Annotated in this window: 10 protein-coding genes; 5 read left to right on the forward strand and 5 right to left on the reverse strand. The window is 71.2% G+C overall.

Going from position 1 to position 12,886, the window contains the following annotated elements:
- The 3 genes from manA to RIM90_RS18575 form a co-directional block, all read right to left on the reverse strand.
- Nucleotides 1-1,059, reverse strand: a 1,059-nt coding sequence (gene manA, locus RIM90_RS18565; RefSeq protein ID WP_309061835.1) for a mannose-6-phosphate isomerase, class I, incomplete at its 3' end; no start/stop codon positions are given.
- Between the two features lie 146 nt (nt 1,060-1,205).
- Complete coding sequence (locus tag RIM90_RS18570) at nt 1,206-2,264, reverse strand: ROK family protein (protein ID WP_309061836.1); 1,059 nt, start codon at nt 2,262-2,264, stop codon at nt 1,206-1,208.
- A 300-nt stretch (nt 2,265-2,564) separates the two neighbouring features.
- The gene (locus RIM90_RS18575) at nt 2,565-2,747 is read right to left on the reverse strand and encodes a hypothetical protein (protein WP_309061837.1); all 183 of its coding nucleotides are present in this window, start codon (nt 2,745-2,747) and stop codon (nt 2,565-2,567) included.
- Nucleotides 2,748-3,132: 385 nt separating this feature from the next.
- Here RIM90_RS18575 and RIM90_RS18580 point away from each other — a divergent pair, with 385 nt between their 5' ends.
- Nucleotides 3,133-3,351, forward strand: a complete 219-nt coding sequence (locus RIM90_RS18580; RefSeq protein ID WP_309061838.1) for a DUF5988 family protein — start codon at nt 3,133-3,135, stop codon at nt 3,349-3,351.
- A gap of 1,018 nt (nt 3,352-4,369) precedes the next feature.
- On the opposite strand, the gene RIM90_RS18585 is transcribed toward RIM90_RS18580, so the two are convergent.
- Both RIM90_RS18585 and RIM90_RS18590 read right to left on the reverse strand, forming a co-directional pair.
- Nucleotides 4,370-6,067: a BCCT family transporter gene (locus tag RIM90_RS18585; protein WP_309061839.1), complete on the reverse strand. Its 1,698-nt coding sequence runs from the start codon at nt 6,065-6,067 to the stop codon at nt 4,370-4,372.
- Nucleotides 6,068-6,140: 73 nt separating this feature from the next.
- The gene (locus RIM90_RS18590) at nt 6,141-7,256 is read right to left on the reverse strand and encodes a LacI family DNA-binding transcriptional regulator (RefSeq protein ID WP_309061840.1); all 1,116 of its coding nucleotides are present in this window, start codon (nt 7,254-7,256) and stop codon (nt 6,141-6,143) included.
- 138 nt (nt 7,257-7,394) lie between these two features.
- Between RIM90_RS18590 and RIM90_RS18595 the strand changes: the two genes are divergently transcribed.
- Genes RIM90_RS18595 through RIM90_RS18610 form a run of 4 tightly spaced genes read left to right on the forward strand, consistent with a single transcriptional unit; the run spans nt 7,395 to nt 12,859 of the window.
- Entirely contained in the window at nt 7,395-8,699 is a 1,305-nt protein-coding gene (locus tag RIM90_RS18595) for an extracellular solute-binding protein (RefSeq protein WP_309061841.1), read from the forward strand.
- A gap of 10 nt (nt 8,700-8,709) precedes the next feature.
- On the forward strand, nt 8,710-9,666 hold the full coding sequence (locus RIM90_RS18600) for a sugar ABC transporter permease (RefSeq protein WP_309061842.1): 957 nt from the start codon (nt 8,710-8,712) through the stop codon (nt 9,664-9,666).
- A complete protein-coding gene (locus tag RIM90_RS18605; RefSeq protein ID WP_309061843.1) occupies nt 9,663-10,481 on the forward strand; it encodes a carbohydrate ABC transporter permease in 819 nt (272 codons plus the stop codon). Before RIM90_RS18600 ends, RIM90_RS18605 begins: the two co-directional genes overlap by 4 nt.
- Nucleotides 10,478-12,859, forward strand: coding sequence for a glycoside hydrolase family 3 N-terminal domain-containing protein (locus tag RIM90_RS18610; protein WP_309061844.1), 2,382 nt, complete (start codon nt 10,478-10,480; stop codon nt 12,857-12,859). The genes RIM90_RS18605 and RIM90_RS18610 overlap by 4 nt, the downstream gene beginning before the upstream one ends.
- The last annotated feature ends 27 nt before the right edge of the window (nt 12,860-12,886 follow it).

Genomic DNA, 12,886 nt, shown 5'->3' on the forward strand with positions numbered 1-12,886 from the left:
CGTGCCCCCGGTGCACACCAGGATCTGCGGCCGGGACCCGGGCAGTACGCGGGCGCTGTCTCCCGCTCCCCGCACGAGACGTGACAGCCGGAAGTCGTCGACGGGCACCGGGTACACCTCTTCGTGGTCCCCTTCGCGCACCGGGTGCAACACCGGCGTCGGGAGGGCGGTGAAGCGGACGACGCGCAGCAGCTCGGGCACGTCCACGTGCTTGTTCGTCAGGCCGCAGCGCAGGACGTTGTCCGAGGCAGCCATGATCTCCACGCCCAGTCCCCGCAGATAGGCGTGTGGTACGCCCGCCCCGAGGAACAGGGCCTCTCCGGGCGCCAGCCGGACATGCCTGACCAGCAGGGCGGCCGGCACGCCGGGATCACCCGGGTAGGCCCGGGAGAGCCTGTCGTACACCGCCAACTCCTCCCGCAGCGGGCCGGGTTGCCGGGCAGCGGACGACAGTGCGCCGCCGAACTCGGCCGGCCGGCCCGGGAAGAGGGAGAGCAACGCGGAGAAGACCTCCCGCAGCGCCGGTTCCTCCGGGGCCGAGCGGAGCGTCTGGACGTACGGGGCCAGCCAGTCCAGGTTCAGGGCGGCCAGCAGATCGGCGCTCTCGTGCGGCGGCCGGAATCCGCAGAGGCCCTCGAACGGGGTGAGGGCGACGATCATCTCCGGCTTGTGCTGTGGGTCCCGGTAGGTGCGGTGCGGGGCGTCGAGGGGGACGCCCCGGGCGTTCTCCCGCGCGTATCCGGTGGCTGCCTGGGCCGGATCGGGGTGCACTTGCAGGGACAACGGGGCATCGGCCGCCAGCAGCTTGACGAGGAAGGGCAGCCGCGGACCGAAGCGACGCACGACCGCGTCACCCAACTCGCCCTGCGGATTCTCCTCGATGATCCGGTCCAGCCCCCGAAGACGTCCGTCGCGCTCCACTCGGGAGGGGGCGCCGGGATGCGCGCCCATCCACACCTCGGCCTGCGGAGAGCCGTCCGGGGTGGTGCCCATGAGAGCGGGCAGCGCGGTGGGTGAGCCCCAGGGGTAGGGGCGAACGGTGTTGACGAGACGGTCCACGCGAGGGGTTTCCTTTCGCACTGCCGTGGAGTGCCCGGGCGGGCGGTGGGCTGGAGAACCGTCGGCCGCACGTCCGGGGCCGAGCGGTTCCGAGCAGGGGGGAAGCGCTCGTGCCGGAGTCGGCGGCGCAGGTGCGGGCCGGTCCGTCACCCGAGGGCTGCGCCGTCTCGCAGGGGGAGGGACGTCCTGGGGCCGGGCACCGCGCCGCCGTCGGATGCCCGGGGGCCGACCGGTGTGGCGCCGACGGCCGCGCCCGCCGTCCCCTCCGGTCCCACGACGGGGGCGGCGGCGACGGCCGCGGCGCCGATCAGCCCGGCGTTCAGGGCCAGTGCGGCCGGCACGACCGGTACGTCGCGCGTGAAGTCGAGGACCGCGTAGTCGGCCATGTGCCGGCGCAAGGGGGCGAACAGAGTGTCACCGGCCTGTGCCACACCTCCGCCGATCACCACGAGGTCGAGTTCGACCAGGGCGGTCGTCGCGGCGATCGCGGCCGCCAGGGCCTGGGCGGCCCGGTCGTACGCGGTCCGGGCGACGGGGTCGCCCGACCGGGCCGCGGCGGCGACACCCGCCGCGGTCGCGGCAGTGCCCGCGGGCGGGGTCCAGCCTGCCGCCAGGGCGTGCGCGGCGATCGCCGTCCCGCTCGCCAGCCCCTCCACACAGCCCCGGGCACCGCACGGGCACGCGGACCCGTCGAGGTCGACGGAGATGTGCCCGATGTGCCCCGCGTTCCCCGATCGCCCGGCGTGCAGCCGTCCGCCCAGGATCAGTCCGCCGCCGATGCCCGTGGAGACCACCATGCACAGAGCGCTGTCCACCCCGCGAGCGGCTCCCAGCCAGTGCTCGGCCGCTGCCATGGCGACGGCGTCCCCGACCAGTACGGGATCCGCGTGGGCGGGCACACGGGGATGCGAGCGGATCCGCTCGATCAGCGGAAAACCGCGCCAGCCCGGGATGTTGACCGGGCTCACCGTCCCGGCGGACATGTCCACCGGACCCGCGCTCGCGACGCCCAGGCGCGCCAGGTCCCGCCAGGCGGAGTGGCCGGAGAGCTCATCCAGGACGCCCGTCACGGCGCCCATCAGCACCTCGGCCGGTTCGCGGGCGGGGGTGGGACGCTCGGACCGCACGAGCAGCCGCCCCTGCGGATCCACGAGTGCTCCGGCGATCTTCGTGCCACCGATGTCGAGTGCTCCGTACACGACCATCACGTCGGTCCTTCCTTGCGAACAGCGGGATTCAGCCCTCGGGGACGGACACTCTGCACACTGCTGACAACGTTGTCTAGCTGGCAGTAAGTTTAGTCCAGGTTTTAGTAAAATCACCGTGCGAGTTGCCGGTCAGCTTTACAGAACCGGTTTAGTTCCTGAGGGTCCCGACTGTACCGTCAGCGACAGGACACGGACACCTCGTGAGTGACTTTCCTTCCTTCCCGCCCGATTTCGTCTTCGGTGCGGCCACCCAGGGACAGGGGGCGACCGGCCGGGCGGCGGACTCCGCCTGCCCGGTCACTTCAGACCCGGCGCACCTGGAACGGTGAACTGCGCACCGGCACCGGGGCGTTGGCGGCACAAGGGGAACAACTGGCTGAGGAGTCCCGCGCCGTCACCGAGCGCCGGGGCGTACTCGATGCCGGACTCGCTGCGGTGCGGGGTGACGACGTCCCCCGTCACGCCCGCGCACGTCGTCACCGCCACCTGCTTTTCAGCGGCCCCGCTGAGCGCCGTGCCGCTCAGGACGACGCCTGGCCGTTCACGGGGATCACTCGGGCCCTGTGGGGCAGCGGTGCCGCCCTCGCATCCCTGGACGCGGTGAACGGGGCCGGCCGAGGAGGCCCGTCGCCACCGTGTCCGGCGGACTCCGCGTACGTCGCCTACGGCGCGGCCGACCACTACGGCGCTCCCGGCGGCCCCCGACGCATGTAGGGGGACGTAGGGGTGTGCAGCGTGGGCGCCGGTGCATAACCTACCGGGGAATGCCAGCCCCATTCCGTGAGCAATACCGTCAGGAAAAGGCGCTGCGCGATCTTCGCGCCCGGTCCGGCAACGGCCAGACGTCGAGAGGAGCTTTTCCCGCATGAGTGCCTCCCAGCCGAATGTCATCCTCAGTGGCTGTTCTTCGCCCTACTTCACTGAGACGCAGCGCATTCGTTATGTTCCTGACCCGGACGAGAAGCTGAAGTTCTTCCTGGGAAGTCACTACGAGCACTTCGTTCCCAGCCCCGACTGGGAGGTGCACGACGGCCTTCGCCTGCGGGTCTTCGTCTGGGAGCGTGCCACTCGCCCTGCCGAGTGAACCCCGGCCCGACCGCGGGAACGGCGGCGGCACCCCACCGGGTGACCGCCGTCGAGCCGTCGGTTCGTCTGTGCTGAACGGAGTACCGGACCAGTGGGGTCGCTCCGTGGTTGCGCGGCGGACCGCACCCGGCGTCGCAGGCGGCCGGGTTCGGGGGTTTCGCCGCTTCCGGTTCCGTCGACGGCGAATCCCCGCCCCGCGCAGGCGAGTTGAAGGGGCGTGCGGGGCTGGTGCAGCGGTGGCCGGCCGACGAGCGCCGGGCGCCGTCCCGGCTGGTGTGGGCCAGCCGGAGCGCGACCGGCGTACGGGCCCGGGAGCCGGCGCCCGGCCTTGTCCCGGCGGAGTCATCGCGCAGCTGTGGCCTGTTTCCTCCGGTGTGCCGGGTGGAGCCGACCGGCGTCTTCCGCGGTGTTCCGCCCTCCACCGCGTACGAGAAACGCAAAGCGATCGGCGGGGGCGCGAAAAGACAACGACACCGATGTGTCGGCAGGAATGCTCCGTGCTGTCGCGCGCGACATCGATATGGTGCATTTCCTGTGGGGAATGCCGGCGCGGTGACTCGACGAGACGGAGGCTCCCGCGCGTGTGACGACCCGGCGAGGGGTGGAGGCGACCGTCCCGGCGGACGGTCGGCTGGAACTCGGCTGTGCGGCCTCCGGTGTCCGCTTCCTGCGCGGTGCCGTCAGCACCGCCGTGTGGATCGCCCCGTCCCGGCGAGGCGGCCGCCCCGACGCCGTGGCCGTGCCCCTCGCCGGACACCGGAACCCCCGTCCCGACGACGAGCGCCCGGGCCCCGATGAGCCCACCCAGCCGGTGAGGGCATCAGGTCCGCGGGCGGCAGTGCGGCCGTACCCGTCCACTGGAGGCCGCGACTCCCGTGCCCCGCCGGCACGCACGCCCCCTACCCGGGCCCCCGCGACCCCTAAAGACGTGACCGTCCGTCCGGTGCCTCCGCCGGCCCGGGGGACACCGGTCCCGGCGAGCCGGGACCGGGCGTCGCGGTGGCCGCGAGGGCGCGTCAGGAGGGGGTGTCGTCGGACTCCGTGCGGGACCTCGCCGCCCGCCGCAGCCGGTGGTGGCGCACCCCGCTCTGCTCCGTGACGGCGTCTCCGACCATCGCCCGCACGACGTCCCGCAGCCCGTGCAGGGCGTGATGCCGGGCGGGGCCCGCGCCCGGATCCTCCCGCAGCTCCTTCAGCAGCGCCCAGCACAGCAGCAGCATGACGACCACGAACGGCAGCGCCACCAGGATCGTCGCCGTCTGCAGCGAGTTCAGCCCGCCCACCACCAGCAGCACCGCCGCCACCGCCGCCATCAGCACACCCCACAGCACGACCAGCCACGACGGCGGGTGCAGCGCCCCGCGGCTGGTCAGGGAGCCCATCACCAGCGACGCCGAGTCGGCGCTCGTGACGAAGTAGGTCATGACCAGGACCATCGCGACGAACGACGTGACCGTGCCGATCGGCAGTGCGTCCAGCATCGCGAACAGCGACGCCTCGGCGCCGTCCGCCACCGCGCCCGCGAGGTCCGCCTGCCCGGTCGACTCGAGCCGGAGCGCCGTACCGCCCATCACGCAGAACCAGACGACGGTCGCCCCGCTCGGCACCAGCAGCACACCGATGAGGAACTCGCGGACGGTCCGGCCGTGCGAGATGCGGGCGATGAACGTCCCCACGAACGGTGCCCACGACAGCCACCAGGCCCAGTAGAAGATCGTCCAGGCGCCCAGCCAGGCGTGGTCGGAGAAGGCCCCGGTCCGCGTCGCCATGGGGAGCAGGTTCTGCAGATAACCGCCGACGGACGCCGGGATCGTGTCCAGGACGTAGACGGTCGGGCCGAACAGGAAGACGAACACCATCAGGGCCGCCACGAGCACGATGTTCAGCGTCGACAGCCACTTGATGCCCCGGTGCAGACCGGAGAAGGCCGAGACGACGAACGCCGCCGACAGGGCCGCGATGATGATCAGTTCCGTGGTCCGGGAGGCGTCGACCCCCGCCGTGAGGTCGAGCCCCTCGGCCACCTGCAGCGCGCCCAGGCCCAGGCTCGTCGCCGTACCGAAGACGGTCGCGAAGACGGCGAGGAGATCGATCACCCTGCCCTGCCACGACACGGCCCGCCGGGCCCCGATGAGCGGCACGAACGCGGAGCTGAGCCGATTGCCGCGCCCCTTGCGGAAACCGGCGTAGGCCAGGGCGAGTCCCGCGATCCCGTAGATCGCCCAGGGGGTGAGCGTCCAGTGGAAGAACGAGTACTCCATGGCCGTACGCGCCGCCGCGCCGGAACCGGTCCGTGCGCCGCTCGCCGGGGGCGGCGTCAGGTAGTGCGTGAGCGGTTCCCCGACTCCGTAGAACATCAGACCGATGCCCATGCCCGCGCTGAACATCATCGCGACCCAGGCGAGGTTCCCGAACTCCGGCTCGGAGTCGTCCTCGCCCAGCCTGATCCGGCCGAACCGGCTGAAGGCGATCACCAGGCACAGGACCAGGAACACGTCCGCGGCGACCACGAACAGCCAGCCGAAATTGTCCAGCACCCACGCCAGGCTCGTGGAGGAGACACTGTCGAAGGACTCTTCGCCGAGCCAGGCCCACAGGACCACGGCGGCGACGGCGGCCATCCCGATACCGACGAGGGCGCGGTCGGGCGCGCCGGTCACAGGAGGGCCGGACGGAGACCCAGGCTGAGGCTGTTCGATCGGTTCCGTGCTCATGACGCCCCACTATGGGGGGGAAATCCCGTCACAACAGGGGTGGCACGCCGCCGACCGGCAGGTCCGGGCGGGTTCAGCGGCCCGCGCCCCCGCAGCGGTCCGGCTCCGCCCCGGGGGCGCCCGCCGCCGAGCCGACCGCCGTGACCTCGTCCACCGGCCGCCGCTTCGGCCCTCCTCCGGGCGGCGCGGTGCTCTGCCGTACGACGAGGTGCGTGGCCAGTTCTATGCGCTGGGCCGCCTTGCCGGGGTCGTCCGGGCTCAGGAGCATGCGGGTCGCCTCCTCGGCCATCCGGCGCAGCGGCTGGTGGACCGTGGTCAGCGGCGGGCTCGACCACTGGGCCAGCGGCACGTCGTCGTAGCCGACCACCGAGAGGTCCTGCGGTACCCGCAGGTTCCTGAGCCGGGCCGCCTCCAGCACGCCGAGCGCCTGGAGGTCGCTGCCCGCGAAGATCGCGGTCGGCCGGTCGGGACCGTCCAGCAGGTCCATGGCGTGCTCGAAGCCGCTCTGCACGTGGAAGTCGCCGAAGCGGACGAGGCGCGGGTCGATCGGCAGGCCCGCCATCGACATGGCCGAGCGGTACCCGTCGAGGCGGGCCAGTGAGCACAGCATGTCCTCGGGCCCGGTGATGATCGCGATGCGTTCGTGCCGGTGGTCGGTGAGGTGGCGCGTGGCCGCGAGGCCGCCGGCCCAGTTGGCGGAGCCCACGGACGGCACGTAGGGGTCGGGATCCCCGGCCGGATCGATGATGACGAAGGGGATGGCCTGCGCTTCGAGCTGCCGTTTCACGTCCTCCGGGAGCGACGAGAAGACCAGCACGACGCCCAGGGGTCTGCGCCGCAGCACGCCCTCGAGCCAGTCGGGCGCGGGGGAGTGCCGGGTGCCGCTCCTGGTGAGCACCACGGTCGCCCGGTTCTCCTTGGCAACGTTTTCCACGCCCCGGACGATCTCCATCGCCCAGACGCTGTCCAGTTCGTGGAAGACGAGTTCGACGAGGGGGGAGTGCGGCGCGCGCGGGTTCCGGCGGCGGTAGCCGTGAGCCTCCAGGAGCCGCTCGACCTTGGCCCGGGTGGCGCGGGAGACATCCGAGCGGCCGTTCAGCACCTTCGAAACTGTCGGTAGCGAGACCCCCGCTTCTTTCGCCACCTCGGCCAGCGTCACTCGTGCGCTCACCCCGTCGTCATCGTGCATGTCAGCAGGATAGGCCATGCGCTCGATAACGGTTTGGGTCAGTGCGGTGCACGACCATTGACCAAAAATCCGGTCTGACTTTACTGTCCGACAGCATGGACTTTCGGCAATGGTGTCGAAACTTTCGAAAGGCGAACGATGAAGACACGTGCGCGCTTGCCCAGACTGGTCGCCTGCGGTGCGACGCTCACCCTCGCACTCGGCCTCTCGGCGTGCGGTGACGGGAACGGCGGGGCGTCGTCGGACGACGGCAAGATCCATGTCCTGGTCTACGGGGACGCCAGCAACAAGGTCGAGAAGAAGATCGTCGACACGTTCAACAAGACGTCCGACGTCAAGGTCGTCCTCGACACCATCCCCGGTGCGGACTACCAGAAGAAGCTTCAGACGATCATCAACACCCCCCAGGCCCCGGACGTCTTCTTCAACTGGGGCGGCGGCAGCATCAAGCCGTTCGTCAAGGCCGATCTGCTGATGCCGCTGGACGACTTCATCAAGAAGAACCCGGACCTGGAGAACAAGTTCCTGCCGTCCGTCTTCAACAACGCCGTCGTCGACGGCAAGCCCTACGGCATCCCGATGCGCGGCACCCAGCCGGTCCTGCTCTTCCACAACAAGAAGGTCCTCGACGAGGCGGGCGTCAAGCCGCCGAAGACCTGGGACGAACTGCTCGACGCGGTCGGCAAGCTCAAGGACGCGGGCGTCACGCCGATCGCGCTCGGCGGCGGCGATGTCTGGCCGACGCAGATGTGGTTCCAGTACCTCTTCGACCGCGTGGCCGGCCCGGAGCTGTTCAAGAAGGCCGTCGGGGGCGACAAGAGCGCCTGGGAGAGCGCGGACAGCAAGAAGGCCCTGAACATGATCAGGGAGCTCGTCGACGCCGGCGCCTTCGGCAAGAACTACGACTCCGTCAAGTACACCAACGGCGGCTCGGTCGCGCTGGTGGCCTCGGGCAAGGCCGGCTTCGAGCTGATGGGCTCCTGGTACTACTCCCAGCAGCTGACGGACCACAAGGAGTTCGCCGAGAAGGGCCTCGGCTACACCGCCTTCCCGGCCGTCGAGGGCGGCAAGGGCGACCCGGCCAACGTCGCCGGCAACACCAACAACTACTACTCGGTGATGAAGAAGACCAAGCACCCCGAGGCCGTCGCCGAGTTCCTGAAGCTCATGTACTCCGATGAGTTCGTCAAGGCGCAGCTGGACATCGGCAACCTGCCGACCACGACCAACACCGCCGAGTTCATCGAGACCTCGGGCACTCCCGAGTACTCGCGCTTCCAGTACGACCTGGTCGCCGACGCCCCGTCGTTCCAGCTGTCCTGGGACCAGGCGTACCCGCAGAAGGCGAGCTCGGACATGCACAAGGCCGTCCAGCAGTTCTTCAACGGACAGCTCGACACGGATGGCTTCATCAAGGCCATGCAGGCCCTCCCGACCGAGTGACGAACGGCTCATGACCACAAAGACCACGAGCGCTCGGCCCGCCGCCGGACCCCGCGAGGAGTCCCGGCGGCGGCCGCCCGCCTCGTCCGCAACGACGGTGGGACGCCCCGGCTTCGCCTGGGCGCTGCCCGCCGCAGTGTTCTTCGCCCTCTTCGCGATCGCCCCGCTGATCATGGTCGCGGTGCTGTCCTTCATGAGCTGGGACGGGCTCGGCTCGCCCGAGTTCGTCGGCACGGACAACTGGTCGCGCCTGATGGACGACCCGGTGATGCTCAAGAGCATCTGGCTGACCCTGCTGCTGACCGTGCTCGGCGTGGTCGTCCAGACGCCGCTGAGCATCGTGCTCGGCGTCTGGGCCGCCGGCTACCAGCGCAACCGGGCCGTGCTGTCCGTCATCTACTTCATCCCGCTGCTGCTGTCCGCGACGGCAGTCTCCGTGCTGTGGCGGGCGCTGCTCGACCCGAACTTCGGCATCCCGGCCGAGGCCACCTGGCTGTTCGGCGACGGCAACCTGTTCGGTGAACAGGCCACCGCCATCGGCGTGCTGGCGTTCGTGAGCACCTGGCAGTTCACCCCGTTCCACACCCTGATCTACCAGGGCGCCGCCCGCGCCGTCCCGCAGGTGCTCTACCAGGCGGCGGAGATCGACGGGGCGGGCCGCTACCGGCAGTTCTTCCACATCACGCTGCCGCAGCTGCGCAACTCGATGATCACCTCGATGATCCTGATGATCGTCGGCGGTCTGACCACGTTCGAGACGGTCCTCATCCTGACCCAGGGCGGCCCCGGCACCGACACCACCATCAGCGCCTACTACATGTACGACAAGGCGTTCAAGGGCTTCGACTTCGGCACCGGCTCCGCCATCGCCCTGGCCCTGGTCGTCGCGGCCACCGTCATTTCGCTGATCGTCGTCCGGGTCTCCGGCTACGACAAGATGCGCAGCTCCATGGAGGGTGTGTCATGAGGCGCCGACCGAACTACGTGGCCGGCGTCGGCTCGCTCCTCTGGCTCTTCCTGGTCGGCCTGCCGCTGTACGTGATGCTCGCCGCGACCCTGCGCACCCGCCAGGACTACGCCGAGAACGGCCCGGTCTCCATCCCCGACAGCTTCACCCTCGACAACTACACCGGCGCCTTCGACTCCGGCTTCGGCCAGTACTTCTTCAACACGCTCGTCGTCACCGCCTGTGTGATCGGCATCGTGCTGCTGCTGGTCCCGCCGCTCGCCTACGCGATCGTGCGCAGCCGCGGCAGGGCCACGTCGGCGATCTTCCGGCTCTTCCTGCTCGGACTCGCCATCCCGGCCCAGGCCGTGATCGTGCCGATGTTCTACCTGATCAGCGAGGCCGGGCTGTACGACAACCTGCTCGGCGTCATCCTGCCGACGGCCGCGTTCTGCCTGCCGATGTCGGCGCTGATCCTCAGCGGCGCGATGCGCGACATCTCCCCGGAGCTGTACGAGGCCATGGCCATGGACGGCGCCACCCCGCGGCGCATGTTCTTCCAGCTCGTGCTGCCGCTGTCCCGGGGCGGACTGTCCACGATCGTCGTGTTCTCCGCCCTGCAGGCGTGGAACGGCTTCCTGTTCCCGCTCGTCCTGACCCAGTCCGACTCCACCAAGGTGGTCACCCTGGGTCTGTACAACTTCCAGACCGAACACGGCATCGACATCCCCGGTCTGCTGGGGGCCGTGGTGCTGTCCATGGTGCCCGTCCTGCTCGTCTACCTGTTCGCCCGTCGTGCCCTGGTCCAGGGTCTGATGGGCGTCGGAGGAAAGTGACCGCCAACGTGGCCGTTGAGACCACCCCCGAAGTCCCCCTCTGGAACGACCCCGCCCACTCCGTCACCACCAGGGTGTCCGCGCTGATCGACGCGATGACCCTGGAGGAGAAGATCGCCCAGCTGTACGGCGTGTGGGTCGGCGCCTCCGACGAGGGCGGCGAAGTGGCCCCCCACCAGCACGACATGGAGGAGGCCGTCGACCTCGACGCCCTCCTGCCCACCGGACTGGGCCAGCTCACCCGCCCCTTCGGCACCGCCCCCGTCGACCCGGCGCTCGGCGCGCTCTCCCTGCTGCGCACCCAGGCCCGCATCGCCTCGGCGAACCGCTTCGGCATCCCCGCCGTCGCCCACGAGGAGTGCCTGGCCGGCTTCGCCACCTGGGGCGCCACCGCCTACCCCGTCCCGCTGTCCTGGGGCGCCACCTTCGACCCGGACCTGGTCCACCGCATGGCCGGCGCCATCGGCCGCGACATGCGGTCCGTCGGCGTCCACCAGGGCCTCGCGCCCGTCCTGGACGTGGTGCGCGACGCCCGCTGGGGGCGCGTCGAGGAGACCATCGGCGAGGACCCGTATCTCGTCGGCACCATCGGCACGGCCTACGTGCGCGGCCTGGAGACCGCAGGGATCGTCGCCACCCTCAAGCACTTCGTCGGCTACTCGGCCTCCCGCGCCGGACGCAATCTCGCCCCCGCCCCCATGGGTCCGCGCGAGCGCGCCGACGTCCTGCTGCCGCCCTTCGAGATGGCGATCCGCGAGGGCGGCGCCCGGTCGGTGATGCACGCCTACAACGACATCGACGGCGTGCCCGCCGCGGCCGACGAGGACCTGCTGACCGGACTGCTGCGCGACACCTGGGGCTTCGACGGCACCGTCGTCGCCGACTACTTCGGCATCGCCTTCCTCAAGACGCTGCACGGCATGGCCGCCGACTGGGCCGACGCCGCCGGTGCCGCGCTGCGGGCGGGCGTCGACGTCGAACTGCCCACCGTCAAGACGTTCGGCGCGCCCCTCGTCGAGGCCGTCGCCGCGGGCCGCGTACCGGAGTCGGTGATCGACCGCGCCCTGCGCCGGGTGCTCACCCAGAAGGCGGAGCTCGGGCTGCTCGACCCGGACTGGAGCCCCGTGCCGCCCGCGCTCGACGGCGCCGACCTGGACGACCCGGACGCCCTGCGCGGCAGGATCGACCTGGACGGCCCCGGGAACCGCGAGCTGGCCCGCACGGTCGCCGAGGAAGCGGTCGTGCTGCTGAGCAACGACGGCACCCTGCCGCTTCACCGGCCGCGCCGCATCGCCCTGGTCGGCCCCAACGCCGACGAGCCCACGGCCGTCCTGGGCTGCTACTCCTTCCCGCTGCACGTCGGCGTCCACCACCCCGACACCCCGGTCGGCGTCGACCTGCCCACCCTGCGCGACACCCTGGCCGCCGAGTTCCCCGACGCCGAGCTCACGGTCGTGCGCGGCACGGGCGTCGACGACGGCGACGCCCTCGGCATCCCCGAGGCCGTCCGGGCCGCCCGGGACGCCGATGTCGTCGTCGCCGTCCTCGGCGACCGCGCCGGACTGTTCGGCCGGGGCACCAGCGGCGAGGGCTGCGACGTCGAGTCGCTGGCCCTGCCCGGTGCCCAGCAGCACCTGCTCGACGCGCTGCTCGACTCGGGGACGCCGGTGGTGACGGTGCTGCTCGCGGGCCGGCCCTACGCCCTCGGCCGTGCCGTGGAGGAGGCCGCCGCGATCGTGCAGTCCTTCTTCCCCGGCGTGGAGGGCACCGCCGCCCTCGCCGGGGTGCTCAGCGGACGGACCAGCCCGTCGGGCCGGCTGCCGGTGAGCGTGCCGCGCGGAGCGGGCAGCCAGCCGAACACCTACCTGGGCGCACGGCTCGCGCACGCCAGCGAGGTGTCCAACATCGACCCGACGCCCGCCTTCGGCTTCGGCCACGGCCTCACGTACACCACGTTCGACTGGAGCGACCTGGCGGTCGACGCGAAGGAGGCGCCCACCGACGGCGCGTTCTCGCTGGCGTTCACCGTCCGCAACACCGGTGGACGGCACGGCACCGAGGTCGTCCAGCTCTATCTGCACGACCCGGTCGCCTCCGTCGTCCAGCCGGTGCAGCGCCTCATCGGCTACACGCGGGTGCCGCTGGCCCCCGGTGAGGCACGCCGGGTGCGCGTCACGGTCCCGGCCGACCTCGCCTCCTTCACCGGCCGCGACGGCCGCCGCGTCGTCGAGCCGGGTGATCTGGAGCTGCGGCTCGCCGCGTCCAGCACCGACCCGCGCCTGACGGCGACGGTCACCCTGACCGGCCCGGAACGTCACGTGGACCACACGCGGCGCCTGCACGCCGTCTTCGGCCAGGAGCCCGCTGCCGGCGCCTGAGCCGCCGGCAGCACACGAGCGGTGCCC

Source organism: Streptomyces sp. (genome assembly GCF_031181555.1).
Taxonomy (GTDB): Bacteria; Actinomycetota; Actinomycetes; order Streptomycetales; family Streptomycetaceae; genus Streptomyces; species Streptomyces fimbriatus.

Coding starts and splice junctions, on each gene's coding strand:
- RIM90_RS18570 (WP_309061836.1), bottom strand. CDS start 2,264: ATGGTCGTGTACGGAGCACTCGACATCGGTGGCACGAAGATCGCCGGA.
- RIM90_RS18580 (WP_309061838.1), top strand. CDS start 3,133: ATGAGTGCCTCCCAGCCGAATGTCATCCTCAGTGGCTGTTCTTCGCCC.
- RIM90_RS18585 (WP_309061839.1), bottom strand. CDS start 6,067: ATGAGCACGGAACCGATCGAACAGCCTCAGCCTGGGTCTCCGTCCGGC.
- RIM90_RS18590 (WP_309061840.1), bottom strand. CDS start 7,256: ATGCACGATGACGACGGGGTGAGCGCACGAGTGACGCTGGCCGAGGTG.
- RIM90_RS18595 (WP_309061841.1), top strand. CDS start 7,395: ATGAAGACACGTGCGCGCTTGCCCAGACTGGTCGCCTGCGGTGCGACG.
- RIM90_RS18600 (WP_309061842.1), top strand. CDS start 8,710: ATGACCACAAAGACCACGAGCGCTCGGCCCGCCGCCGGACCCCGCGAG.
- RIM90_RS18605 (WP_309061843.1), top strand. CDS start 9,663: ATGAGGCGCCGACCGAACTACGTGGCCGGCGTCGGCTCGCTCCTCTGG.